Source organism: Marinobacter sp. ELB17 (assembly GCF_000169375.1).
Lineage (GTDB): Bacteria > Pseudomonadota > Gammaproteobacteria > Pseudomonadales > Oleiphilaceae > Marinobacter.
In genome coordinates this window covers 1-24241 of the sequence record NZ_AAXY01000029.1, presented here as the reverse complement: position 1 = coordinate 24241, position 24241 = coordinate 1, and the positions used below count along the sequence as shown (strand labels likewise).

Genomic DNA, 24241 nt, shown 5'->3' with positions numbered 1-24241 from the left:
ATACTGCCAATACTGCCAATACCGCGGAGAGTAATCTATGGACAGCAGGATTAATGTAACGTCGCCTTTGGTCATTCTCCATGGCGATGAAATGGCCCAGGTTGCTTTCGAGCAGATTCTCAAGAAATTCGTAACCGCGCGCCTGAACATCCAGCTGGAGGAAATCGACCTGTCCGCGGAACACCGCCTGCTGACCAACGGCCAAGCGGTGATTGATGCCATTGATGCCCTAAAGCGCCATGGTGTGGGGGTAAAGAACGCCGGCATGACAGTCAACCGCCAGCAACTGGAAGAATTGCTTCGCAAGCACCCCAATGTGGACTCTGACAACCTTCACCCACTGGCCACCAAATCTCCTAACGGTGCCATTCGCAAGGGCATCAGCGGCAATATAACCCGCGAAGACATCCAGTTTCGCAACCTCAAGTTCAGCCGTCCGGACTGGGTCGGTCGCGATATTGAAGTGGACACCATGGAGTTCGGCGGCATCAAAGACAGCTTCAATCAGCTGTCCCAAGCCACAGGCGTGGTCAAGCTGATGTTTGTGGGCAGCAGCGGCGACCCGGTGGAGCTGCACCGCCGCGAGCTCCGTAAGGGAGACCCCTGGCTGCTGGCCACGAACGATGTGGACGACGTCAAAGCCTGGGCTCACCGCTTTTTCCAGCGTGCCATTGACGAAAAACGGGATGTCTATCTGGGCCTGAAAGACACCGTTATCCCTGGTTACGATGGTGCCATGCGAAAGGTGATCGAAGACATCTACCAAAGCGACTACCGCAAGAAAATCAAAGACCTGGGATTGAGCTACCAGTACGAACTCATCGACGCCCAGGCCGCGCGCATCGTCTCTAACCCGCCAGCGCGCGCTCTCTGGGGCGTGCCTGACAACACCACAGGGCGCAAGCTGCTCAAACTGGTCAATCAACTGCGGGAGGTCGGTATTCCCAGCCGCAGTGCCCATGTGTCTATTTCCCGCATGAGCGCCGGCGGTGGCGACCAGTACGGCAGCTTCAATATGCCGGCGCAGGAAGATGGCATCCTCAAGGTGATTGTAGACGGCGAAGAAAAGCACGCCCGCCGAGTTGGTAACGGCGACCCAATACTATTCATGTCCAATGACCATGAAGCCATCAAGGACTGGGTTGCACAGGTGTTTCGTGACGCTTCCCGCAAGAATAAAGAGGTCTACTTCGGCCTCAAACGCGAGTATATGGAATACGACGAAGTGTTCAGCAACGTTATCACCGAAGTGCGGCGGGAACTGGCCCGGGAGCACACACCGCCGCCGTCCTTCATGATCATGCGGCCCTCCAGTCAGCTCAAGAAGATGATCACGGATCCCCCGAGAAACGCGCTCTATCCGTCCCAGAATCTGGACGGCGATATCTTCTCGGACATCTCCGCCGCTCTCGGCGGCAGCCTGGCCACTGCTAGCTCCATCATCGAGAGCAAGGCCGGCACCATGCTTTTTGAGGCGCCCCACGGCACAGCTCATGATCTTTACCTGAAATATTTAGAAAGCGACGGCCGCGACGCCCACTTCAACCCCTCCGCGCTGATTTTCGCCCTCGCTAACGCCCTGGAAAACCTGGGCGAGCGCGAAGGCAACGCGCCCCTGACCGAATACGCGGTGAACCTCAAGGCAGCCCTGACCAACACCGTCGACAGGGGTATTGTCACCGCGGACCTCAAAGGCAAGACCGTCGACCCGGATTCAGAGCAGGTGGTGGACATGACAGGTTTTCTGGACGCTGTGGAAGGCGCGCTCAAGTAGTTTCCAGCCGACAGATGCGTTCTGACCTAAGGACGCAATTTACGATTCATATCGAATAGCCATTTAAAAAACGGCGGTGCCCGCCCGTTTTCAGTAGCAGTTCAGTTTGAGGTGTTATGGTTGAGAATAGGGCAAAGACGTCACCCAAAAACTGAATCACCTGTATTTTATCGCTTTTGCTGATTGGCCTGCGGACAAAACAGGAGCACAGAATGAGTGAGCACCAGTACGATCATCATGGACCTGAAAACCACGACGAGCATTCCGTAAAAGACCCTGTCTGCGGGATGTTGGTAGACCCCCATACCGCAGAGCATCGCAGCGAGCATGCCGGCAAAACCTGGTATTTCTGTTCGTCTGGATGCCAGTCGAAGTTTGAAGGCGACCCGGACAAGTACCTTGGTGATAAGAGTGAAAAGGCAGAGCCGGCCGCGCCCGGTACCCTGTACACCTGCCCGATGCATCCAGAGATTCGACAGCAAGGCCCGGGTGACTGCCCGATCTGCGGTATGGGCCTGGAGCCAGAAGACGTAAGCCTTGATGACGGACCCTCCGAAGAACTCACGGACATGACTCGTCGGTTCTGGATCGGTCTGGCTCTCGCGCTTCCTGTGTTTTTGCTTGAAATGGGCGGTCACTTTTTCGGGATTGACCAGATTGTGTCGCCACAAGTCTCCAACTGGATTCAGTTGGTTCTGGCCACGCCAGTGGTCGTCTGGTGCGGCGCGCCCTTCTTTGTCCGCGGCTGGAAATCGATCCTCAGCCGCAATCTAAATATGTTCACGCTTATTGCCATTGGCACGGGCGTCTCTCTGATCTACAGCTTGGTAGCGACCCTGGCGCCGCAGCTATTTCCTGCCGCCTTCCAGCAGGCAGATGGTTCGGTCGCCGTATATTTCGAGGCAGCCGCCGTTATTGTGGTGCTGGTTTTGTTGGGCCAGGTGCTTGAGCTTCGGGCCCGGGAAAAAACATCGGGCGCTATCAAAGCCCTACTTGACCTTGCGCCCGCCAGCGCAAGAAAACTCGAAGATGACGACAGCGAGTCCGACGTTTCGCTCGATCAGGTAAAGGTGGGTGATCGTTTACGGGTTCGCCCCGGCGACAAGGTGCCACTGGATGGCGAAGTCCTTGAAGGTAGCTCGAATGTGGATGAATCCATGGTGACCGGAGAGCCTTTGGCGGTCAGCAAAAAGACGGGCGACCAGGTGGTTGGCGGTAGCATCAATCAACAGGGCAGCTTCATCATGCGCGCCGACAAAGTGGGGCGCGATACCATGCTGTCTCAGATTGTCCAGATGGTGGCCAGTGCGCAACGCAGTCGTGCGCCCATTCAGGGCCTGGCAGACAAAGTGGCTGGATGGTTTGTGCCGGCGGTTATTCTCATCGCGGTCATTGCGTTTATTGTCTGGTCGGTCTTCGGGCCGACGCCGCCCATGGCTTTTGGTCTCATCGCGGCGGTGAGCGTTCTGATTATTGCCTGTCCCTGCGCTTTGGGTCTGGCAACCCCCATGTCCATCATGGTCGGTGTCGGGCGAGGCGCCCAGAGCGGTGTTCTGATCCGGGATGCAGAAGCGTTGGAGCGCATGGAGAAAGTCGACACCGTAGTGGTGGATAAAACCGGCACCCTGACGGAAGGCAAACCTCAGGTAACCAAGCTGATTCCGGCAAACGGTTTCAGCGATGAGGACCTGATGCGATACGCCGGTGGTCTGGAGAAGGGCAGCGAGCATCCTTTGGCGCACGCCATTCTCGATAAAGCCAAAACCATGGAGTTGAAATTGCCAGACGCCGAGGATTTCGACTCTCCGAACGGTAAAGGTGTCACCGGAAAAATCGATGGCAAAAAGGTTCTGCTTGGCAATCGATTGCTGATGGAATCAGAAAGCGTCGATACCTCCGCCTTTGAGGAAGAGGCGGACCAGCTGAGAAAAGACGGTGCGACCGTCATTTTTGCCGCAGTGGATGGCAGTGTTTGTGGGTTGCTGGCGATTGCGGACCCGGTCAAGGAGACCACGGAAGCAGCAATAGCCGCTCTGCAAAAGGAAGGCATTCGGGTGGTGATGCTGACCGGAGACAACCGAACCTCCGCCGAAGCTGTGGCCCGCAAACTTCATATTGATGAAGTGGAAGCGGAAGTGCTGCCTGAAGACAAGGGCAAGATCATTCAGCGCCTGAAGGATGAAGGTCGCATTGTGGTAATGGCAGGGGATGGTGTGAACGATGCGCCAGCCTTGGCCACCGCAGACGTTGGCATCGCCATGGGTACAGGGACTGACGTGGCCATTGAAAGCGCGGGCATTACGCTTTTGCGCGGCGATTTGATGGGCATTGTAGAAGCCCGGAAGTTGTCGCGGGCAACCATGCGCAATATTCGGCAGAATCTGTTTTTTGCGTTCGTTTACAACGCCGCGGGTGTGCCAATTGCGGCGGGTGTCTTGTACCCAGTTGCAGGCATCCTGCTGTCGCCCATCATTGCGGCTGCGGCCATGTCGTTGTCTTCGGTAAGCGTCATTACGAACGCCCTGCGATTGAGGGTAGTGAAACTCTCAAAGGACTAGGTTGATGGGGCCTGACGATGCCTGACCTGCTTGCGTTGCTGTTGTCTTGTGTGTTGCCGGGTTACGGGCTCTTTGGTTTTCTTACAGCCCCGTCAAACTCATGTAGGCAAGGCCAAAGACCAGCGCGAGACCGGCAACACCGAAACAACCGGACAGCACCGCCGTGTTGCGGGCATCGAGGCGATCGGCGGCGAACGGCGCGATCAACACGACCAGCACAAAACTAATCAGCGGCAGCGCGCCAATTCTTCCGGTCACCCCGGTTCGAAATGCACCGGATTTTTCGTCCAGTTTGAACTTAGTGTTTAGGCCTGTAGGCCCCGGCTATCTATGTCACGACCGGTTGGCGCATCAGGTTGAGGTTTCCAAAAAATTTTACCTTGCACAATGAATACAGTAAAGGCTCGTCGGGTCTACTTCCAGGCGCTTTGGGTTGATGGGCTCGCCGCATTCCCGGCAGTCCCCGTATTCATCGTTGTCGATCCGAAGGAGGGCGGCTTCAATCAGCCGTAACTGGCGGTCTGCCCGCACCTTTCCAGCTTGGGCCAGTGCCTGGCTTTGCAGAGCATCCATCCGTGAGAGCCGGCCGACGCTTTGCTGATCCAGGTGCACAGTAGCGCTGGATTCATCCCGCACCTCACTGGTGGGAAGCAGGTCATCGCGCTGTGCCAATAGCAATATGCGAAACTTTTCCAGGTTTTCAGTTGCCATATCGAGGTTGCCTTATCAAGTAGGTGAGAGCTGGCTCGCAGGCCAGCGCTCTTCAGTTCAGCGGCTACAATTAAAGCGATGACTTTGAAATCTGAGGTGACGTTAACGTTGTTCGCTCAGGATTCTGGCGCGCCATCAGGCATGCTTTTCTGAAGGAAGTACCTTAAAACACTTACCGTCAGTAAACATCATCTTGATAACGCGCCTCGGTTCTAAACTCATCTACGTCTAGGTACAATCACGTTAAGATTGGGCCAAACACCTGGCCCACTTCAACTGGCCTTCGTGTAGGCTTGGTGTTTAAGACACCGGATTCGAGACAAAAGCACAATGAGCACACCACCAGCATCGACCCCCGAGTTCAATACAGCCCCCAGATCTCTGAGGCAGACACTCAGAGCGTATTGCAAGCCACGCCTGGCACGCAGTATTGCGGAGATCCTGATCACCGTACTCCCTTTTGTGTTGATCTGGGCTCTGATGTGGTTAGCGGTCAGTGCCGGATACTGGCCCGTGGCCCTGGTGCTGGCCGTCCCTGCGGCGGGATTCCTGGTACGCCTGTTCATGATCCAGCATGACTGCAGCCATAGGTCGTTTTTCAATTCGCGGCGCACCAATGACTGGACCGGCCGTATCATCGGTGTGCTTACCCTCACGCCTCATGATTTCTGGCGCCACTCCCACAACCTCCACCATGCCAACTCCGGCAATCTGGATCGGCCGCAAATTGGCGGGCTCGACACCTTCACAGTGCGCGAGTTCCAGGCTTTGCCCCGGTGGCAGAAATGGCGCTATCGCCTCTACCGCCACCCTCTGGTGCTATTCGGTTTCGGCCCTATGTACACGTTTCTGCTGGACTACCGGCTGCCTTTCGGATTCATGCGTGCTGGCAGGATGCCCTGGATCAGTACTCTGGGCACCAATGCGGCCATTGCGGTTCTGGCAACTGGCGTCATCTGGTTTGTCGGGGTGGGACCCTTCCTGCTGGTCCAGATCCCGATCACGCTGCTTGCTACCACCATGGGAGTTTGGCTGTTCTACGTCCAGCATCAGTTCGAGGCCACCTACTGGGAACGCGATGAACACTGGAACGCCCATGACTCTGCGCTGCAGGGCAGCTCCTACTACGTACTGCCGGGTATCCTGCGCTGGTTCAGCGCCAACATCGGCGTGCACCATGTTCATCATCTAGCGAGTCGAATTCCTTGCTACCGCCTGCCCGAGGTATTGAAAGATTACCCGGAACTTCAAAAATTCAACCGGGTTACGTTGCGCGAAAGCATCGAATCAGTGCGCCTGGCGCTCTGGGATGAGAACAAGCGGAGGCTGGTGTCTTTCAGGGAGGCGAGCGTCTGATCAGGGATCAAGTGCGAATGGGGTCATACCTTACACTTCACGGAACAAGGTGGGTGTGACTCAGTAACCCAAGCTGATCGTCAGGTCTAGGTTTTGCCCATCGTACGGGAATCTGGCGGCCTCGAACGAAGGCGCACCCATCATGGCGCTTGCACCGTTTGAAAAACCGTAGCCTTCCGTGGGGATCCCTATCCCGTTGGTGCCAAGCTTGCCGTCCATATTTTCATCATGAATGACGGCAAGCGAATACGTTCCCGGCGGGATGTCTACAAAATCGCAACGCGCCTGCGTATCCTGAACCTTTGTCATTATGATATTGGTCGCTGACTGCAGAAACTCAGTAGGAAAGCCTTCTGACGTTTTAAAAAGCGCGCAAGCTACGGCTCCAGCGCTGTTTCTGATGTCCAGAATCTTCACGTGAATGCCAGGACACGCTGATTGGGCAAAGGTGATTGCGGGAAGATTCGTCAATACTAGCACTGTAAACAATGCTATAAACCGAGCCCTCAGGGGAGAGAGCAGCGTCACTACTGGATGCCTGACCGTGGAGGCCAACACGGACTTACAATTTTTTGACTCACTCATGATCGCCTTCATAGGTCTGACTTGCGTAGTTTAGTTGAATCCGCCATTAACAGCCTTGCAGCTAATTCAATGAGAAATAACATCTTTCGCAGAAACGCCTTGAGCACGTCGCAGCAAACGCCGTTGCAGAAATTAGTCAGGGTAGTAGGAAAATCACCCTCCGTTAGACAGTAGTTCTTCTATAAAAATGCTTCAAGTGTTGGGTATACCCTGATTGCCTATCTTCGTGTTGTGACGCTTGACTAAACCTCATTATGTCCATATTCTTGGACATATGGAAACTTTAGAAGCAACAGCAATATTTGGCGCGCTCTCCCAAGAGACTCGACTGGAGGCCTTTCGGCTTTTGGTTCGTCATGAGCCAGAGGGGCTTCCTGCTGGTGAGGTCGCAAGACAACTGGGCGTGCCGCACAATACCATGTCCGCACATTTGTCGGTGCTTGCCCGTGCAGAGCTTGTTCTCTCCCAGCGCCAGAGTCGCTCCATTATCTATCGAGCGAATTTAAATTGTGTGCAAGAGACGATCAAATTTCTGGTTAACGACTGCTGTGCAGGCCATCCACAGGTCTGTGAGCCGCTCACATCCTCGTTAATCGCCTGTTCCACCCAATCGGACGAGCTTTGAGAGATCATGAAATCTTATATTTATCATAATCCTGAATGCGGAACCTCGCGTAACACATTGGCAGTGATGAAGGCCTCGGGTGAAGCGCCTGAAGTCGTGGAATATCTCAAGACACCGCCCACTCGAGAGCAACTGGTAACACTGCTTTCGATGATGCAGATAACGCCCCGCGATCTTCTTCGGCGCAAAGGCACGCCCTTTGATGAGCTAAGGCTCGACAATCCGGCATTGAACGATGCGCAGGTGATTGACACCATGATTGCGTATCCGATTCTGATCAACCGACCGATTGTCGTGACTGACAAAGGGGCCCGCCTGTGCCGACCGGCAGAGCGCGTTCTGGATATGCTCGAAAGCCCCATTGCGCACTTCACCAAGGAAGATGGAGAGGTGATTTACCAAGCGGGAGCCGCACAGTGACCCGTATGACCCTGTTGCATGACTTGCCCAGTATTGATCCTGACAAGCTTCACGCTATTGATATTAAAGCGCTGGTCGGCCCTGGCGCGTCTCGGTATGCCCCCCGTATTCTGATGCTCTACGGCTCGCTGCGAGAGCGGTCTTTTTCTCGGCTGGTTTCCGAAGAAGCGGGGCGGCTGCTGAGCTGGTTTGGCTGTGAAGTTCGAACCTTCGACCCTACCGGACTGCCGCTCCCCGACGCCGAGGATGCGTCCCATCCCAAGGTTGCGGAGTTACGCGAACTCGCCGAATGGTCTGAGGGCATGGTGTGGTGTTCGCCGGAGCGCCACGGCGCTATGACCGGTATCATGAAAGCACAAATTGACTGGATTCCGCTGACGCTGGGGGCCGTGCGCCCAACCCAAGGCAAGACTCTGGCCGTGATGCAGGTCTGCGGTGGCTCGCAGTCATTCAACAGCGTGAATCAACTGCGCGTGTTAGGGCGCTGGATGCGCATGCTGACTATCCCAAACCAGTCGTCAGTGCCCAGGGCTTTCATGGAATTCGACGAAAATGACCGCATGAAACCGTCACCCTTTTACGACCGAATCGTCGATGTTATGGAAGAGTTGGTGAAGTTCACCTGGCTGGTACGCGACCGCAACAATGCGTTGACCGATCGTTACTCGGAGCGCAAAGAGAGCGCCGATGCGCTGTCAAATCGCGTTAATCAGCGCGCCATTTGACGCCAGAAACTCGCTAGTCGCTGACGCAACGCTAACAATAATCAAAGGAAACGAGACATGACCACACCTGAAAGCTCACAGTCCCCCAGCGCGTCTGAAGGTATGGGGCTGTTTGAACGTTTTCTTACGCTCTGGGTAGCCCTGGCTATTGTAGCGGGTGTGCTGATAGGGCAGTTCGCTCCCGCCATCCCCGAGACCTTGTCACGCTTTGAGGTTGCGCAGGTTTCAATTCCCGTCGCGATGCTGATCTGGGCGATGATTTTCCCCATGATGGTACAGGTCGATTTCACGTCGGTTCTCGGTGTTCGCCGTCAGCCCAAGGGGCTGGTTATTACCACGGCGGTTAACTGGCTGATCAAGCCTTTCACCATGTTTGCTATCGCCTGGTTCTTTTTTACCGTGGTGTTCGCGCCTCTGATACCCGCGGATCGGGCCAATGAATACCTGGCCGGGGCTATCTTGCTGGGTGCTGCGCCCTGTACCGCCATGGTTTTCGTGTGGAGCTACCTCACGCGGGGCGACGCGGCCTACACTCTGGTTCAAGTGGCGATCAATGATTTAATCATGCTGTTCGCCTTCGCGCCCATCGTCGTTTTCCTACTGGGCGTGTCAAACATTCAGGTGCCCTGGGATACGGTCATCCTGTCAGTGGTCTTGTATATTGTCATTCCACTGGGCGCCGGCTATTTGACTCGTCAGGCGGTTATCAAGCGGCGCGGCATAGATTGGTTCAGCAAGGTTTTTATGAAACGCCTGGCACCCATTACACCCTTTGGCTTGATCATCACCCTGGTGTTGCTGTTCGCTTTTCAGGGCGACGTGATTATCGCTAATCCATTGCATATCGTGCTGATTGCTATCCCGCTGATTCTTCAGACCGTGCTGATCTTTTTCATCGCTTACGGCTGGGCGAAGGCCTGGAAGGTGCCCCATTGCGTTGCGGCGCCTGCCGGTATGATCGGCGCCAGTAATTTCTTCGAGCTGGCCGTGGCGGTCGCCATTGCGCTGTTTGGTTTGCAGTCCGGAGCGGCGCTGGTAACGGTGGTGGGTGTGCTGGTAGAGGTGCCCGTTATGCTGGCTCTGGTGCGCTTTGCCAACGCCACCCGCGGCCACTTTCCGGTGGTGCAGGAGGCTTCCCGTTAAGCCCTTGGCCATCAATGTGGTCATCAAAAATACGGTGTGACGGAGCTGCAACTGCGTCTGCATTCCATGTCAGTAAACATCTTCCAGGTAGCGCCCTTCGGCTCTCAACTCATCGACGTCCATGTGCGATGGTTTGAGGATGGAGTCAAACACCTGGCTCACACCAGAAGCCATATCCCGGCCACCACACACCAGCACCTGGGCGCCTTTCTCAATCAATTGCCGCAACGCGGTTTCGTCAGCCATGATGGCATCCTGAACATAGGCTTTATCTGCTGATCGTGAAAACGCCGTATTCAGTCCGGTAAGACGGTGGTCATCCAGATAACCACCAAGTTCCGGCTGATAGAGAAAATCCGATTGCGGATTGCGTCCACCCCAGTATAGGTGCATCGGACTAAGGTCAGTATTTTTTCGGATAAAGCCGGCCAGTGGGCCTATTCCTGCGCCGGCGCCCACGAGAATAATGGACGTTGCACCGCCCGCCGGACGAAAGCCTGGGTTTTGCTGGATAAACCCGGTAATACGATCTCCCGGTTTGAGGCTGTGCAGATACCCTGAACACAGGCCATTGGTCTGTTTCCGGACGCAGATTTCCAACTGCCCATCCGAGGCCGAAGACGCCAACGAATACAATCGGGCCGTGTTATCTTCGGGTGGCGCAACGCCAAACAAGTCACCCGCCTCGAAACTCGGCAGATGTAACCGGCTTCTGAAAGACAACACCTGCCATAAATTTCTGCGATCTTGTACCGGCCTGAAACGCAATATGCTGGTAGGTGCGTTTACCGCAACGCCATAGTCCACGCGCTCAACAAGCTCGAATTCCGTAGTGGTGGCTGGCGCGGGATTATGGGCGAGCGCCAATGAGATGCCCATGCGCTCGCCGATAGCCTCGCCCCATTCACGAAACTGGATGGCGGAGCCGCGATCGATTCGTGTAACAAAGTCCATTTGCGGCAGGCCTTTACTACTGAGGGCAGCGTCTACATCCAGCGAATACTGACAGAATTTTGGGAACTGTCGGTCACCAAACCCTAGGACCACAAACCCCAATCCGTCATCCGCCTGAAAGTGTTCAAATCGAGTCATGAACTGACTGGCGGAGGAGGGCGCGTCACCGTCTCCGTAGGTTGATGTCAGAATAAAAAGCACCGAGGCTTGCGGGTAGCGTTTTGCCAGGTCATTCATCGGCGCACAATGTACTTTTTTGCCGGCCTGATTGAGCTTTTTTTGAAGATCTCTTGCAAAACCCCAGGTGGTATTGCCTTCTGAACCCACCAGAATAACCACATCCGCCATTTCGGTACTGGCACCTTCACCCAGGCACGCGGATGTTGAACGTCGCCGCCACCAGACCTGTATACCGGTAAACGACAGCGCCGGCACGGTCAGCGCAGCCACCCCAAGAATCAAACCCAGCCACCACAGGCCTTCACCCGTGTGCAGGCGAATCATCCAGTGCTGGAACTGATTACCAGCAGAGCGAGGCTGGTACTGCAGCAGTTCTCCGGTTGCCTGATCAACGAACCCGGAGCCCTGCGTGGTGTTCAGGGAATAGACGTCGCTGGGGTCGTCCGGGTAAGGGAACACCAGCTCACGCAGCTCGCTTGCGTCTACGTTTTTTAGCGCGATCAGAGAGTTCACCGGTGCCGGCGTGCCGCCTGAAACCTCCGCCGGAAAGGATGGCTCCGCAGCAGCAGCCTCCGGCAACAGGCCAAACCGCACGGCAGACATGTAGCTGCCCGTCAGTGCCGACAGCAACAAACCGATAACCGCAAAGCGTGCCAGCTCGGCGTGAATCCGCGAGCTACCGGAACCTGCAATGGGCTTTAAAACGGCCTTCCACCCCCCGATACGTCGTGCCAGCAGAAACATGCCGGATAGGCATAGCAACAGCATCATTACCGCCAAGCCGCCGGCAACCATTCGGCCTGCATCATCCAATAGAAATGAGCGGTGCAGATTCTTTACCCAGCGCAAAAAGGCTGATGGCTGATAGAGGGCAATACCCTCACCGGTCAGGGGGTTAACCAGGTCCGCTCCTGGCTGGCCGTCTCGGCTGTAATAGACGATAACTTCGCCTGAAAGAGAGCGTTGTATCTGCTCGGTGCCCGGATAATGCGCCACTACACGCTCAGCCAGGTCAGCAACACTGATTTGGCCGGTCGCCGGAATGGTCGCGCTCGCCCGTTCAATGGCGGGTGCGACGGACAAAACAACGCCCGTGGTCGCCAGCACCAAAAGCAGCAATGCGGCGACCAATCCAGGCCAACCATGAAGCTTGCGTAGCATGAAGCTGGTGCCCGTCAGTTACTTGAGGTTATAGACAAAAGACTGGACGTAGCCACGGCCAGCAATAGACTTTCCAGAGCCTTCCGTGGTTAGCGGAACCACCACATCCGAGCGGTTGTCGCGCATATCTTCAACGGCGCTATCCACACGAACCTGGTAGCCGGCATCGATCATTACGTCATCAAGTTCCAGGGTCACGTTCTGGGTGCGCCCACTGGTCACACTGGCGCCGGTCAGGCCATCGTATTCAGCCTGGTTCAAACCGCTGCCCCGGGCCCAATCGCGCAGATGCTTGTAATATTTGCTTTTCTCGCCAGATATCCAGAGGGTCTCATGATATTTGCCATCGGCATCGGTGAGGTAGAGCGCGAGGTAAGCTCCGTCACCGCCGTAATTGCTCAGTTGTGTGCTGAAAGTGACTTCCCTGGCCTGTGCGTAGCCCGGTACCGTCATCACAGCCGCAAGGCCTAGCGCAAACAGAATCTTTTTCATGATCTACTCTCCTTTAATTACTCAACAGTCACGGTGGGGCGACCTTTGACGATTCCCCTAGGCGAAACCGGGTCTTCATTGGTCGATGCGTTGTCGTTTCGTGACTTGCCATGACGGTCATCATCGTGATCGTCATCTTCGCGCTCCATTTCCCTCAGCTCAAAGGTCGCTGGCGAGTACTCGGCCTCCACACGATGACCGTTTGGATCCCTTCCTTTAACCTCGTAACAGCCGTCATCCACCTTGATGCGGAACACCTTCCAACCTTCCGCTTCAAGCTTCTGTCGCAGGCTCTCCCGGGGTTGCCATCCGGCAATCGGGTCATCGCAATCATCGTCGGCCAAGGCGCTGCCGCTCATGAGCAGCAACGAAAAGGTGATAACAAGGGGTTTTATATTCATGGCATGTCTCCCGTTGAGTCCGTTGAAACAATCTTAAGCTTGCTACCTGACACTGGCCTGAACGGTAATAATGCTGCTTCAGGCTGCGGTCAGGTAACGGCTGTAGTATCGTTTGGTCACGATCACGGGAAAGGTGAGATATGCGGGTACTGTTGGTTGAGGATACAACCGGGTTGGGCGAGGCCGTGCAGGATCAGATCAGCGAAGATGGCCATGCCGTGGACTGGGTTCAGAGCCTTGCTTTCGCTGAGACGAGCGTGAAAACCACGCCTTATAATCTGATTTTGCTCGACCTGATGCTGCCAGACGGTCACGGTTTTGATTTTTTGAAAAAACTGAGGGCAACCGGTGATACAACCCCCGTGATCATTCTGACCGCCCGGGATCAGGTGTCAGACCGCATCACAGGGCTGAACGCCGGTGCCGACGACTATCTGGTGAAGCCCTTTGACTTATCAGAGTTGTCTGCCCGGGTGGCCGCCGTGGCACGTCGTTATCGTGGCAACCCGAATCCTCTGGTGCGTGTTGGCGACCTTGAAGTGGATCTGGCTGACCGCCGCATCGACCGCAACGGCCAGCCAGTGGAGCTTACTGCCCGTGAATGGGCGCTGTTTGAGGGGTTTTTGCAACGCCCGGGAATACTGCTATCGCGGGCTCAGCTTGAAGACCGGCTGTACGAATTTGGGGCTGAAATTGAAAGTAACACCATAGAGGTTTACATCAGCCGTATGCGCAAAAAACTGGGGCACGATGCCATAGTAACCGTCAGAGGTATGGGTTACAGGCTGGAACCGAATGAGCACTAAAGCCAGCTTACACAAAACCCTTGGCACCTGGCTTACCCTTGGCGTGACCTTGCTGTGGCTGTTGGGTGTTATAGCGTCAGGCGTGGTGGCCCGGCACGAAATGAACGAGGTATTCGACAGTGCATTGGAGGAAACAGCGCAGCGTATCCTGCCATTGGCGGTGACCGACATACTGAATCGGGAGGGGGACCCAAGCTTGGAACGTGCATTGGCCCTGAAAGAACACAACGAGTATCTCACCTATCTGGTTCGGGACAAGTCAGGCAAGCTGCTGCTGCAATCCCACGACGCGGACCCCAAAATTTTCGGCGCCATTCCGCGAGAAGGCTTCTCTGACACGCTAACTCATCGGATATACGGGGAGTCAGCCATCAGCGAAACCCTGTACATTGAGGTTGCCGAACCGCTGGATCACAGGCGCGCAGCGGTTCTGGACACGAGCCTTGCATTACTGTTGCCGCTTATATTTCTGATTCCCATCAGCCTGGTGGGCGTGTGGTGGGTGATAAAACGTTCACTTCGCCGAGTTGTTCAATTGCAGCAGTCGATAGAAGTCCGCGGTGGTGGCGACCTTTCGCCCGTCGCAGTCGAGCGTTTGCCGGAAGAGTTTAAGCCTATCATGATCTCGGTGAACCGGTTGCTGGAGCGTCTGCGTCGCGCCCTTGAAGCAGAGCGCAGTTTTACCGCCAACAGCGCCCATGAATTGCGAACCCCACTGGCAACGGCGTTGGCCAAGCTACAGCGGTTAAAGACGGAAACGCAGGATGCAGGAGTTAAAGCACGAGCCAGCGAGATTGAAGAGTCGCTTCGCACCCTTTCAAGACTGTCAGAGAAGCTGCTGGAACTGGCGAAGGCTGAGGGTGGCAGCGCTTTATCAGAGCAGGTTGACAACCTGGTGCCCATACTGCGGATGGTAGCCAGCGATTATGACCACCAGTCACCCGGCCGACTCCTGCTCAACCTGCCTGATGATGACGTTACGTCATTACTGGACCTGGATGCCTTCGCCATTCTGGTTCGGAATCTGATCGACAATGCCCTTAGGCATGGCGCGAACGATCAACCTGTGAATATCAGCCTGACAGATGACGGTATCCTGCGAGTGGTCAATCGCGGTGAGGTTGTATCGCCGGAGAAGCTAGCCTTATTGCGTAATCGCTTTGTCCGCTCCAACACAAAAACAGTAGGCTCCGGCATTGGGCTTGCGATTGTTGAAGCCATCACCAGCGGCGCGGGCATAACCCTGAACCTGCGATCACCAGCCTCGGGCCAAAGCGACGGTTTTGAAGCCGAACTCAATATTGTTGTGGTCGAATGAGAACTAGACGTTTAAGGCTGGTGTCAGGTTAACTCTGCATAATTCAAACAAACCTAATCGGAGTTTGTTCGTGCCCAACCTACGTACCAGTGGCCTGCGAGTTAATCGCTAACGTAGGGGAATCGGTTTCGCCGCGAAGCTTTTGTGGTGCTGTTTTTGCGGAAATGCAATTCCCTTACGGTGCATTTAACGGAGCTGGAACGCGACCGGCAATTGAAAACGGAAGGTCTCGCTGGTCATGTCATCCGGCACTGGCGGAAACGGCGACGCCAGTTTCAGCATATTCAGCGCTGCGTCATCCAGTATGCGGTGGGATGAACCTTGTAACAGGCGATAGTTCAGGAGTCGACCCGCCCGATCAAACTCGAACACCACAAGGGGCGTTCCCTGCAGGCCCAGTCGCCGGGCACGACGCGGATAGTCCCGGTAGGCACTCAGGTGGCGTACCAGTTTTGAGAGGTAGTTGTCCGTCTTCTGTGAGGCCCCCGCGCGTAGCTGTTTTTTTGTGGGCTCGGCGGACTTTGCCGTTTTTTCGGATTGGCGAGCGACCGTTTTTCCCGCTGGTTTGGTGTTAGTTTTTGCAACTGGCTTGCTTGCGCTCTCCGCTGGCTCTGGTTCTGGCATCGGGTCGAATTTCGGTGCTGGCTCTTTGGGTGAAGGCTCGGGCTGTTTTTTCGGTTCCGGCCTTGGAGCCGGAACGCCTGCTGGTTGCGCAGCCGATTCCGGTTCGGGTGCCTGGTCGGCCAGTGTAATGCGAATCGAGCGAGTCTGGTTGGCTGGGTCCTTACCCTCGGGGATCGTGACCTGCGGTTGTACCGTGGATAGTGCGATAAGCAGTATCGTTCCGGTCAGGCTGATCGCTGCCAGCAGAATAAATAGGTGCGCCCGTGTACTCATGAGCCGGGCTGGACCAGTAAGACAATGTCCCTGTAGCCACCGCTTTCCAATCGCTGAAACAGTTTTTCCATAGCTGCCATTGTCATGGAGCGGTTGGCCCCAATACGCAAAGGCGTTTTGTCATTGGGTACGGGCAGAAAATCCAGTAATTGGGCTTCGGTAATTGACTGGCCATCAACAAACCAATCATCGGAACTTTTGACGACCAGATCCGCCCGGGGCTGTTTGGGCGCCTGCTGAGCCCTGGAGTCCGGAAGGTCGGGCAGAGATGTGGAGCTCATTTGGCCTACCGCGATAAAAAACATCAGCAACAGGAAAGCCAGATTGATCAGCGGCAACAGGTTGTCCTCCACCCGGGACAGCAGTGTTTTTTCGCTACCGGCAATCGGAACGGTCAACGTCGTCGGCTGTGCATTGCTTGACAATCTCACGACTCACTGACCCTCACGATTCGATGACGCGGTTGCGCGCATCCAGTAAACCTCAATACCGGCGCCTTTCAAGGTGCTCAGGCTGAACGTGAAATTCGCCAGCGAGGCCTCTCCCAATGCCTTCAGGTTTACTTTTTTAATCCCGTTTTCAGTGAGCTTACTGACCATTGCGGAGATTCGCAGACGCTGCCCACGCAAGCCCAGCGTGCCATCACCGTAGAGTGTCATTGCCGGGATTGGCTCGCCGTTGGCTGACTCCGTTGGTGTGGTGGCGTTGTCCAGCAACAGGTGCTCCACCGGCAGCAGCCGGGTGGTCAGCATGAAGAACACCAACAGGATAAACACCACATCAATCAGCGGCGTCAAGCGAATCGGTAGCGGCCGGGCCGGGCGGGGTTCAACCAGTCGCATAGGCGTCGTCGCGTTGAGTCGCCCGGGGCTTTGCAGTCACCGCGGGCGTTGGCGTTTCTGTTGATCGAGCCCGGGTTTCGCGAACCTCAATGGGCGTGGTAATCACCCGCACCAGGGTGTCATTCATCATCAAGTTCAGCCGGCGCAGGCGGAATTCCGCCCAGGCGGCAATAGCCGCAAAAGGAATCGCTACAACCAGCCCCGCCGCAGTGGTGGTCAGTGCTTCGTAGATACCGCCGCTGAGTTGCGAGGCATTGGCCTGACCTTCTGCCACCGACATGGCGCTAAAAGCAGACATCATTCCCATTACCGTGCCCAGCAGGCCCAGCAGCGGCGCCAGTGCGGCTATCACTTCGATGACTTTCAGGGGTGCCTCGAATGGCTTCAGCGCATGCTGGGACTGGCGAGCCAATTCTTCACGCACGTCTGTTCCATCGCGGCACTCAAGGCTGGTGATCATCGCCACGCGAATCATCTGTGGCAACGGGTTGCATCGGGTAAGCCAGCCCGAGACGTCGTTCAACGATTCAACACAGTGCTGTGACGGTTGCTGCTGCCACTGGTTGAGGGTTTTTCGCAAGCGTGAAGTCAGGCGAGGCGCGAAGAGCGCACCGGTGATGACCAGATAGAAGAACGCCACCAGGCCAAGAACCGCCAGTCCCAGCAGTACCCACATGACGGGGCCGCCCATCTCGGTCAGTTGCTGTAGGGGGTTTATGGCCGCTCCGCTGAAATCCGTAGTGAGGGGGTTCATAATGATCTGGCTCCGCCATAAATAAGGGTACGAATGATAACGATTTATATTACATTAGTCTAGTTGTGACCCCCTTAGAACCCGGAAACCCTCTACGGAAGCAAGATGATGCCATTAAAGTCAGGGCCGTCCGAAGTTCGTCTTCTTGCTTGGCGTCGCTATCTCGCTCCTGCTTGAGGCAATCGACACTGCAAACGTGTATCCCCTGTCCACGTCGTAACCGTATCTAGGGCAAAAGGTTGACGTATTAAATAGGAATGATTATCATTTAATGAATACGACTAAGTGACTGATCATGCTCACAACGAACACCACCAAGCACAAGCTCTCCGAAGGTAAAGCCGTTTATGGGCTGCTGAACGCAGTTCCTTCTACCTGGTTAGTAGAGATGATCGGTTACGCCGGTTATGACTTCGTTATCCTAGATACAGAGCACTTGTCCACCAATCCTGAAACGGTTGAGCATATGATCCGGGCGGCGGAGTGTGCGGGCATCACTCCGCTGGTTCGGGTTCCAGGGCCAGATGTCGGTGCTATTGCCCGGGCTCTCGATAGTGGTGCTCAAGGTATTGTTGTGCCGAGGGTGCGCAATGCCAGGGAGGCCAGGGCAGTGGTCAGTATGGCGCGCTACGCCCCACTGGGAGAGCGAGGTATTACGGGGGGTCGGACCACCGGGTTCGGGACTATCCCTCTTGGTCGTTATTTGGCAGAAGCCAACCGCGAAATACTGGTGGTATTGATGATTGAGGACACGGAAGGACTCAGCAATTGTGAGGAGATTGCCAATGTGCCGGGCGTTGACTGGCTGCTGGAGGGCGCTGTGGATCTGTCCCAGTCGCTGGGTGTTGCCGGTGATCCCTTCCATCCCAGTGTGCAGGACGCGATCACCGGTCTGGCCGAAACCTGTCGAAAAGCAGACCGTCATTTCTGTGCTTTGCCCCGTAATGCTGAGCAGTTAGCCCATTGGCGCGTCTGGGATGCGCAGGTCTTTCTGTTGGGCGAAGACCGTAGTCTTCTGTTCAGGCAACTAAAGAGTCACCTCACTACCAGCAAAGCCTGAACAAAATTCGATCTTCACTCAAATTCATTTAAATCAGTAGAAAATATAAACGCCGTCGGCTATTTATAGCTCACAGACAGTAATGCGTCCCATTACTATTTTATGTTAAGTGACACAAAACCCTAAATATCAACTCCACCAACAGAGGAAATATCAGGATGAGCGACACCCTGGTTATGCTGGCGCACGTGCCTACGGACGCCGTCAACTATGGCTTTCTGCCTGCAGCTCACCGGCTCGGTCGCCGGGTGGTTATTGTTACCGATCAGGCCGCCGCCCATCATCGGCATTTCAGTCAGCCAGACCTGCCTGCGTATCCGGCCGATATTGTCGAGTGTGATGTGTTCAATCCGATTGCCGCTTTGGATGCGCTGGCACACATGTCACCGTTGGCGGGGGTGTTTTCCAACAGCGACCACCTGCAAACCGTCACGGCGCTCGCGGCAGCCTATTTCGGCTTGCTAGGAAAAGACTGGCGAGTTTGTTATCAGGCCAAGAATAAAGCGGCTATGCGTGCGCGATTGCAGACCGAGGAGCAGGGTGGTTGTTGGTTTGCCGAGCTTCACACTCCGCAAAGCCTAAGCGCGTTGCCTGCGGATGTGCCATACCCCTGTGTTGTCAAGCCGAGAGAGGGGGTGGCGAGTCTGCACGTTGAGAAGATCGAAAGTTTCACGCAACTACACAATTATTGTGACGGTTTCTGGCGTCAGAATCCTGGCCAGCCTCTTCTGTTGGAGGCTTTTCTTGAAGGTCCTGTACATACTCTGGAGACCCTTGGGGACCAGCATGACCTGATAGCGCTGGGTGGGTTTGACGTCACCTTGTCAGCGCCACCCCATTTTGTGGAACTGGATGCCCGCTGGCGCCCGTTCCGGCCAGACGACTCTTTGGTACAGCAAATGCTGGAGCAGGTGCGGGCGTTTGGCGTGCAATTCGGCGCCTGTCACAGTGAGTTTGTGCTGACCGCCACCGGCCCGCAATTAATTGAGATCAATTATCGAAGCATCGGAGACGGGCGCGAGTTTCTGTTAGATCGGATGCTGAATGGCCGCTGGTTTGACAGTGTACTCCGCCTGCACCTCGGGGAGCCCTTACCCTCTCTCGAGCCGCCGTGCCAAGCCGCTCATGTTCGCTACCTGATGGCGCCAGGTGCTGGCGAGATCGTTCGGGCGGGCGCCGCTCGTCAGGAATCTTGCGGTGATGGAGAGCTGGAGTTCAAGCCCTTGCGAGGCGTTGGTGACGAGGTTCGGATCACCCATTCCAACAAGGACTATCTCGGTATCCTGCGCCTTTTCGCAAGCGACCAGGCGACCATCGACCATGCGCTGGACGACTGGAGCAGGGTGCTTGCCGATGAATGGGAGCTGCGCTCATGAATGCGCCAGCGATCCCCCCGGTGTTGGACGCCAATCGCTATTTGACCAGACGCCTGATTGACACATTCATTCGTGAAGACGTGGCAGGTTGCCAAAGTCGTGCACGGCCCGTATCAGCACAGGAGGTACCGCACGGCCCGGAGGCGCCCGGAACATGGTTAAGATGGGAGCTCGAGAAAGGCATTCTATGGCTGCCGGCGCGAGCTGCCGGTTTTATGCAGGCCTGGTGCTGGAGTGGTGATCCGCTGCTGTGGCAGTCGCGCGAAGCACTGGATGACTGGAAACTGGTGAATCGCTATGACCAGATACTGTCTTACTTGCGCCCGGCCGTGGACGATGAGCAATTCTCCCAGCACCAAACCTACGAGGCGGAATGCAATACAGCAATTTCGCACCATTCGTTATGCCAGCAAGAGAAGGCCCGATGGTTCCAGGAGCTTTCCGGGTCTGATGAGGCCTGGCCAGTATTCGCTGGCGGCGCTGGGGGCATGTTGTTTTATGACCGCCTTGCTGCGTTCCTTGATCATCCCTTTTACCCCAGCGCGCGAGCAAAAACCGGCTTTGACAGCGCAGCATTGCGGGCATACGCCCCGGAATTCGCGCCAACCTTTCAATTACGCTGGTTAGCCGTTGCCAAGGCGCGAGTGCAGACCCAGGGAGATTTACCAGAATGCTGGCCAGATTTTCCGGCGGTCGGCCTTGATGCCTCGCTGGAGGATGATCATCAACTGATGCCTGTGCATCCGCATTTGTGGGGCATCGCCCTTACACAGTATTTGTCCGACTCAGATCTGGACGGCCTGGTTCATTTAGCCCCAGAACCTGCTGTTTGGGTGATGCCGACATTGTCGGTACGCACCCTGCAAGTGGTCCACGAACCCACTGTTCATTTGAAAGTGCCGCTGACGATCCGGACGCTCGGCGCTCGCAATATTCGCACGGTCAAACCCAGCACGATTTACGATGGCTATACGGTGCAGCGTCTGTTGACGGCAGTCGCGGCGAGCGACCCAGCACTCACGGCTCGATACCGCCTGACCGATGAATCGACCGGTGCCCATGTCGACGATCTAAGCTGGTTGGGCGTGATCGTGCGCCGTTACCCCGCCGGACTCGAAGGCACAACCATGGTTCCCGTCGCGGCTCTGTCGGCCTCTGGTGCCGATGGGCGCTGTGTAATGGAGGCGTTGGCGGCGCGTTTCTATGGCGGCGACCTGACAGGCTTCCTGCAAGACTATCTCAACCTGACGCTGACGGTGCACTTGCGTCTATGGCTAAAGTACGGCATAGCCCTTGAGTCCAACCAGCAGAACTCCATGCTGGTGTTGAGTGACGCTGGCCCCTTACAGCTAATGATGAAGGATAACGATGCGCCGCGTCTTTGGCCCGCACGCCTGTGCGCGCGTTTGGGGAATCTGACGCCATTGGTGGATGAAGTGCGGGATGACCGCATCTTGGTTGATGCCGAAGAACCCCTGGCGCAAATGTTCACCACCATTACCTTGCAACTCAATATCGCCGTCCTGTTGGAGGAACTGGTGGAGCGGGGACACGGCAGCCGGAGCGACTGGTACACGAGGTTGCGAGATCAAATCGACACCATTCTACGGGAGCTTGAGCAGGAGGGTGTGGCAACCGACGCTGCTCGCCAGTATTTGCTGGAAGACGATTACCTCTACGTCAAATACCTGCTGCGGGCCGGCAGCCTGGAGAGCAAAACAAACACCGGCGCCACCGATATTAACAAGTTCTACGGCAAAAGTGCTCCCAACTTCCTAAGGCGCACTGTATGACTCGCATGCAACGCAGACAGTTGGTGATTGTACTGCTGTGCCACTTTACGGCGGCCTTGGTAGCGCTAGGCATGCCGCCTTTTTTTGGTTTGATTCTGTCCGACGCATTTGCCGTGAGGGGCACTCAATGGGTGGGCTGGTTTTACGTGGCTCCTACGGTTTGTGCCGCATTGGCAGCGCCTTTCTGGGGTAAAGCGGCCGATCGCTGGGGGCGTCGCTGGTCGCTGTTGCGGGCGCAGTTGGGGCTTGCTCTTGGCTTCGCACTGGCTGGAGTGGCACCTGAAGTCTGGGTTTTCCTGGGTGCTTTAGTGCTGCAAGGGTTTCTCGGTGGCACATTTGCAGCCTCCAGTGCTTACTTGTCTACCAGCCTCAAAGGGGAAGACCTCAGCCGTGGCCTCAACTGGATGCAGGGCTCGGCGCGGGCCGCCATGGTCCTGGCGCCGGTGTTGTTCGGTGCGCTGATCAGCGTCTTCCCGGCCCAGGATATTTATCTGTATCTGGCCTTTCTGCCCATACTGGCCGCGCTGCTGCTCGGTTTTGCTACGTCGGCAGATAGGCCCAGACCTGATGCTGTGATGCCCGGAGAACCAACGAGATCTACGCCAACACTTCCGACGGAGTGGCGACGGTTATGGGCAGTGCAGTTCGCCTTCAATTTCTCGATGGTGGCGACCTTTCCCTATTTCATTCCCTGGGTACAGCATGTGACGGGAGTTGGAGCCCTGGCAGCCGGGATGCTCTACAGCCTGCCGCACCTTATTTATTTGATTGCGCTTTGGACGCCCTTTGGGAAAAAAGTCGGCTGGGGGACTAAAACCGGGCTTGCCATCGGCTTCCTGTTGATGGCGCTGTCCTATGCTGGGCAGGCCTGGTCTGGCTCCCTGATTGGGCTGGCGCTATGGCGCATTGTTATGGGAGTGGGCATGACACTTGGTTTTTTTGTCTTACATGGCTGGATTGCGCAACTGACCAGAACGGATTGCGCCGGCCGCACCTTTGGTGCGCTGGATAGCATTGGCAAATGGGCGGGTGTCGCAGCTGGCCTGGCTGCCGGTGTATTGAGCGGGCCAGCCGGCCTGTCAGCGCCTTTGTGGATGGGGGCTACGGTGCTGTTGGTGACGCTTCCGTTAATTCTTACCTTCCGGAAACCAATCCCGTTGGATGCTGAAGCCCCCAAACAGGTGACCACGTGATACCGCAGAACATTCTTAGGCAAGAGGACTCACGCAATGCCCAGTACAGCGCTTAATCACCACTATCAAGACAAACGATGTGAAGACCTCGCAGGTCAACGCAGCATTGAAGCGTTGCTCAACTGCTATTACCGTGATATCGCGGCCCCCGCCAATGAGTTGCAGGTGGCGCCGTTAAGCGGGGGGCGGAGCTGGCCCCAGGCGCTGCGGATGAAGCTGGCCACCGGCAACGGCGCAGTCCTGCGAATTAACCTGCCAGAACTGACGGGGGAGCTGTTGTTGGCCGTGGCGGGGGATTCTCTGGCCGGGAGCTATCGCTTCCAGTCATCACCTTTTTACAAATCCCTGTCCCGGGGCTGGCAAGTGCTGGACCTGGCCCGGCTGGCAAGAGTGTTGCTGCAAAACCTCGCCCTGCGCTATGGGCAACCGTTCAACGCCGAGCTTTACCAGCAGATTCTGGCTAGTTGTGACGTTATGCGGCGCATTCTCAGCTATAGCCAGGTGCCGGCGAATTGGGGCGAAGGGTTGAAGGGCTACCGCTGGTCCGAACAGGCGCTAAGTTTCGGGCACCGTTACCACCCCGCGCCGAAAGCCAGGGAAGGCTTCAGCGAGGAAGATACCCTGCAATATTCGCCGGAAATGGGTGCCGGGTTTGGACTTTACTATTTCGCTGTGCACCCACGCGATCTGCGTTGCCGAGGGCTGGTAGCAGAAGACCTAAAGAATCTGGCGGCTCCGCCCGGGCTTGAGGTGCCGTCAGGGTTCTTGGCACTTCCCGTGCACCCCTGGCAGGCGCGCTACCTGATGCGTCAGGCTTTCGTGCTGGAGGCCATCCGCAGTGGTCGTATTCAGCTATTGGGACAGGGTGGCAGCATTTTTTATCCGACGGCGTCGGTACGCACGCTTTACCAGCCGGGTAATTCCTTTTTCTACAAGTTCTCAACCCATGTCCGGCTCACTAATTGCGTACGCAAAAATGCGTACTACGAACTGGAGAGCGCGGTGGCCCTATCGCGGATGTTGCGGGAACACCTTGAACCGGCGCTCGCTGACTATCCGGGGTTCGAGCTGATGTACGAGCCGGCCTATATCACTCTCGACTTCACCGAGGCAGAAG

General features: G+C 56.1%; 24 protein-coding genes. 14 read left to right on the top strand and 10 right to left on the bottom strand.

Going from position 1 to position 24241, the window contains the following annotated elements; translation table 11 throughout:
* Positions 1-37: 37 nt before the first annotated feature.
* Both MELB17_RS19690 and MELB17_RS19685 read left to right on the top strand, forming a co-directional pair.
* A complete protein-coding gene (locus MELB17_RS19690; RefSeq protein WP_007352105.1) occupies positions 38-1774 on the top strand; it encodes an isocitrate/isopropylmalate family dehydrogenase in 1737 nt (578 codons plus the stop codon).
* Positions 1775-1986: 212 nt separating this feature from the next.
* Positions 1987-4332, top strand: a complete 2346-nt coding sequence (locus MELB17_RS19685; RefSeq protein ID WP_007352104.1) for a heavy metal translocating P-type ATPase — start codon at positions 1987-1989, stop codon at positions 4330-4332.
* A gap of 81 nt (positions 4333-4413) precedes the next feature.
* Here MELB17_RS19685 and MELB17_RS24730 read toward each other — a convergent pair whose 3' ends face one another.
* Positions 4414-4590, bottom strand: a complete 177-nt coding sequence (locus MELB17_RS24730; RefSeq protein WP_007352103.1) for a hypothetical protein — start codon at positions 4588-4590, stop codon at positions 4414-4416.
* Between the two features lie 117 nt (positions 4591-4707).
* Complete coding sequence (locus tag MELB17_RS19680) at positions 4708-5043, bottom strand: TraR/DksA family transcriptional regulator (protein WP_007352102.1); 336 nt, start codon at positions 5041-5043, stop codon at positions 4708-4710.
* Positions 5044-5373: 330 nt separating this feature from the next.
* Between MELB17_RS19680 and MELB17_RS19675 the strand changes: the two genes are divergently transcribed.
* Positions 5374-6399, top strand: a complete 1026-nt coding sequence (locus MELB17_RS19675) for a fatty acid desaturase (RefSeq protein WP_050774970.1) — start codon at positions 5374-5376, stop codon at positions 6397-6399.
* Between the two features lie 60 nt (positions 6400-6459).
* Here MELB17_RS19675 and MELB17_RS19670 read toward each other — a convergent pair whose 3' ends face one another.
* Positions 6460-6816 (bottom strand): DUF2141 domain-containing protein, encoded by a 357-nt coding sequence (locus MELB17_RS19670; protein WP_198136525.1) that lies wholly within the window; start codon positions 6814-6816, stop codon positions 6460-6462.
* A gap of 406 nt (positions 6817-7222) precedes the next feature.
* Here MELB17_RS19670 and MELB17_RS24080 point away from each other — a divergent pair, with 406 nt between their 5' ends.
* Genes MELB17_RS24080 through arsB form a run of 4 tightly spaced genes read left to right on the top strand, consistent with a single transcriptional unit; the run spans position 7223 to position 9897 of the window.
* Positions 7223-7609 carry an ArsR/SmtB family transcription factor gene (locus MELB17_RS24080; protein ID WP_218925896.1) on the top strand — a complete coding sequence of 129 codons (387 nt, stop codon included), beginning with the start codon at positions 7223-7225 and terminating at the stop codon, positions 7607-7609.
* 6 nt (positions 7610-7615) lie between these two features.
* Entirely contained in the window at positions 7616-8029 is a 414-nt protein-coding gene (gene arsC / locus MELB17_RS19665) for an arsenate reductase (glutaredoxin) (protein ID WP_007352098.1), read from the top strand.
* Positions 8030-8034: 5 nt separating this feature from the next.
* Complete coding sequence (gene arsH / locus MELB17_RS19660) at positions 8035-8754, top strand: arsenical resistance protein ArsH (protein ID WP_036185669.1); 720 nt, start codon at positions 8035-8037, stop codon at positions 8752-8754.
* Between the two features lie 57 nt (positions 8755-8811).
* On the top strand, positions 8812-9897 hold the full coding sequence (gene arsB / locus MELB17_RS19655; RefSeq protein WP_007352096.1) for an ACR3 family arsenite efflux transporter: 1086 nt from the start codon (positions 8812-8814) through the stop codon (positions 9895-9897).
* Between the two features lie 69 nt (positions 9898-9966).
* Here arsB and MELB17_RS19650 read toward each other — a convergent pair whose 3' ends face one another.
* Genes MELB17_RS19650 through MELB17_RS19640 form a run of 3 tightly spaced genes read right to left on the bottom strand, consistent with a single transcriptional unit; the run spans position 9967 to position 13085 of the window.
* Positions 9967-12192 (bottom strand): PepSY domain-containing protein, encoded by a 2226-nt coding sequence (locus MELB17_RS19650; protein WP_007352095.1) that lies wholly within the window; start codon positions 12190-12192, stop codon positions 9967-9969.
* 18 nt (positions 12193-12210) lie between these two features.
* Positions 12211-12684 (bottom strand): DUF2271 domain-containing protein, encoded by a 474-nt coding sequence (locus MELB17_RS19645; protein WP_007352094.1) that lies wholly within the window; start codon positions 12682-12684, stop codon positions 12211-12213.
* Between the two features lie 17 nt (positions 12685-12701).
* Entirely contained in the window at positions 12702-13085 is a 384-nt protein-coding gene (locus MELB17_RS19640) for a PepSY domain-containing protein (protein WP_007352093.1), read from the bottom strand.
* A 140-nt stretch (positions 13086-13225) separates the two neighbouring features.
* Here MELB17_RS19640 and MELB17_RS19635 point away from each other — a divergent pair, with 140 nt between their 5' ends.
* Together MELB17_RS19635 and MELB17_RS19630 are read left to right on the top strand one after the other, a co-directional pair.
* Positions 13226-13891, top strand: a complete 666-nt coding sequence (locus MELB17_RS19635) for a response regulator transcription factor (protein ID WP_007352092.1) — start codon at positions 13226-13228, stop codon at positions 13889-13891.
* The gene (locus MELB17_RS19630) at positions 13881-15209 is read left to right on the top strand and encodes an ATP-binding protein (RefSeq protein ID WP_007352091.1); all 1329 of its coding nucleotides are present in this window, start codon (positions 13881-13883) and stop codon (positions 15207-15209) included. The genes MELB17_RS19635 and MELB17_RS19630 overlap by 11 nt, the downstream gene beginning before the upstream one ends.
* Before the next feature lie 186 nt (positions 15210-15395).
* Here the strand turns inward: MELB17_RS19630 and MELB17_RS19625 are convergent, their stop codons facing one another.
* Genes MELB17_RS19625 through MELB17_RS19610 form a run of 4 tightly spaced genes read right to left on the bottom strand, consistent with a single transcriptional unit; the run spans position 15396 to position 17702 of the window.
* Positions 15396-16106, bottom strand: coding sequence for an energy transducer TonB (locus MELB17_RS19625; protein ID WP_007352090.1), 711 nt, complete (start codon positions 16104-16106; stop codon positions 15396-15398).
* On the bottom strand, positions 16103-16537 hold the full coding sequence (locus tag MELB17_RS19620) for an ExbD/TolR family protein (protein ID WP_227498991.1): 435 nt from the start codon (positions 16535-16537) through the stop codon (positions 16103-16105). The genes MELB17_RS19625 and MELB17_RS19620 overlap by 4 nt, the downstream gene beginning before the upstream one ends.
* Positions 16538-16540: 3 nt before the next feature.
* Entirely contained in the window at positions 16541-16948 is a 408-nt protein-coding gene (locus tag MELB17_RS19615) for an ExbD/TolR family protein (protein WP_007352088.1), read from the bottom strand.
* Positions 16935-17702 (bottom strand): MotA/TolQ/ExbB proton channel family protein, encoded by a 768-nt coding sequence (locus MELB17_RS19610; protein WP_007352087.1) that lies wholly within the window; start codon positions 17700-17702, stop codon positions 16935-16937. The genes MELB17_RS19615 and MELB17_RS19610 overlap by 14 nt, the downstream gene beginning before the upstream one ends.
* A gap of 295 nt (positions 17703-17997) precedes the next feature.
* On the opposite strand from MELB17_RS19610, the gene MELB17_RS19605 reads away from it, so the two are divergent.
* The 5 genes from MELB17_RS19605 to MELB17_RS19585 form a co-directional block, all read left to right on the top strand.
* Positions 17998-18762 (top strand): HpcH/HpaI aldolase family protein, encoded by a 765-nt coding sequence (locus MELB17_RS19605; RefSeq protein ID WP_007352086.1) that lies wholly within the window; start codon positions 17998-18000, stop codon positions 18760-18762.
* A 158-nt stretch (positions 18763-18920) separates the two neighbouring features.
* Positions 18921-20138, top strand: coding sequence for an ATP-grasp domain-containing protein (locus MELB17_RS19600; RefSeq protein WP_007352085.1), 1218 nt, complete (start codon positions 18921-18923; stop codon positions 20136-20138).
* Positions 20135-21931: an IucA/IucC family protein gene (locus MELB17_RS19595; protein ID WP_007352084.1), complete on the top strand. Its 1797-nt coding sequence runs from the start codon at positions 20135-20137 to the stop codon at positions 21929-21931. The genes MELB17_RS19600 and MELB17_RS19595 overlap by 4 nt, the downstream gene beginning before the upstream one ends.
* On the top strand, positions 21928-23124 hold the full coding sequence (locus tag MELB17_RS19590; RefSeq protein WP_007352083.1) for an MFS transporter: 1197 nt from the start codon (positions 21928-21930) through the stop codon (positions 23122-23124). The genes MELB17_RS19595 and MELB17_RS19590 overlap by 4 nt, the downstream gene beginning before the upstream one ends.
* 36 nt (positions 23125-23160) lie before the next feature.
* Positions 23161-24241: IucA/IucC family protein (locus tag MELB17_RS19585; protein WP_007352082.1), on the top strand; the 1081-nt coding region annotated here is incomplete at its 3' end.

Excerpts from the sequence above, each read along its gene's own strand:
- arsH (WP_036185669.1), top strand. The coding sequence starts at position 8,035 with ATGACCCTGTTGCATGACTTGCCCAGTATTGATCCTGACAAGCTTCAC.
- MELB17_RS19625 (WP_007352090.1), bottom strand. The coding sequence starts at position 16,106 with ATGAGTACACGGGCGCACCTATTTATTCTGCTGGCAGCGATCAGCCTG.
- MELB17_RS19595 (WP_007352084.1), top strand. The coding sequence starts at position 20,135 with ATGAATGCGCCAGCGATCCCCCCGGTGTTGGACGCCAATCGCTATTTG.
- MELB17_RS19675 (WP_050774970.1), top strand. The coding sequence starts at position 5,374 with ATGAGCACACCACCAGCATCGACCCCCGAGTTCAATACAGCCCCCAGA.
- MELB17_RS19645 (WP_007352094.1), bottom strand. The coding sequence starts at position 12,684 with ATGAAAAAGATTCTGTTTGCGCTAGGCCTTGCGGCTGTGATGACGGTA.
- MELB17_RS19690 (WP_007352105.1), top strand. The coding sequence starts at position 38 with ATGGACAGCAGGATTAATGTAACGTCGCCTTTGGTCATTCTCCATGGC.
- MELB17_RS19630 (WP_007352091.1), top strand. The coding sequence starts at position 13,881 with ATGAGCACTAAAGCCAGCTTACACAAAACCCTTGGCACCTGGCTTACC.
- MELB17_RS19590 (WP_007352083.1), top strand. The coding sequence starts at position 21,928 with ATGACTCGCATGCAACGCAGACAGTTGGTGATTGTACTGCTGTGCCAC.
- arsB (WP_007352096.1), top strand. The coding sequence starts at position 8,812 with ATGACCACACCTGAAAGCTCACAGTCCCCCAGCGCGTCTGAAGGTATG.
- MELB17_RS19610 (WP_007352087.1), bottom strand. The coding sequence starts at position 17,702 with ATGAACCCCCTCACTACGGATTTCAGCGGAGCGGCCATAAACCCCCTA.
- MELB17_RS19650 (WP_007352095.1), bottom strand. The coding sequence starts at position 12,192 with ATGCTACGCAAGCTTCATGGTTGGCCTGGATTGGTCGCCGCATTGCTG.
- MELB17_RS19680 (WP_007352102.1), bottom strand. The coding sequence starts at position 5,043 with ATGGCAACTGAAAACCTGGAAAAGTTTCGCATATTGCTATTGGCACAG.
- MELB17_RS19605 (WP_007352086.1), top strand. The coding sequence starts at position 17,998 with ATGCTCACAACGAACACCACCAAGCACAAGCTCTCCGAAGGTAAAGCC.
- MELB17_RS19615 (WP_007352088.1), bottom strand. The coding sequence starts at position 16,948 with ATGCGACTGGTTGAACCCCGCCCGGCCCGGCCGCTACCGATTCGCTTG.
- MELB17_RS19600 (WP_007352085.1), top strand. The coding sequence starts at position 18,921 with ATGAGCGACACCCTGGTTATGCTGGCGCACGTGCCTACGGACGCCGTC.
- MELB17_RS19635 (WP_007352092.1), top strand. The coding sequence starts at position 13,226 with ATGCGGGTACTGTTGGTTGAGGATACAACCGGGTTGGGCGAGGCCGTG.
- MELB17_RS19640 (WP_007352093.1), bottom strand. The coding sequence starts at position 13,085 with ATGAATATAAAACCCCTTGTTATCACCTTTTCGTTGCTGCTCATGAGC.
- arsC (WP_007352098.1), top strand. The coding sequence starts at position 7,616 with ATGAAATCTTATATTTATCATAATCCTGAATGCGGAACCTCGCGTAAC.
- MELB17_RS19685 (WP_007352104.1), top strand. The coding sequence starts at position 1,987 with ATGAGTGAGCACCAGTACGATCATCATGGACCTGAAAACCACGACGAG.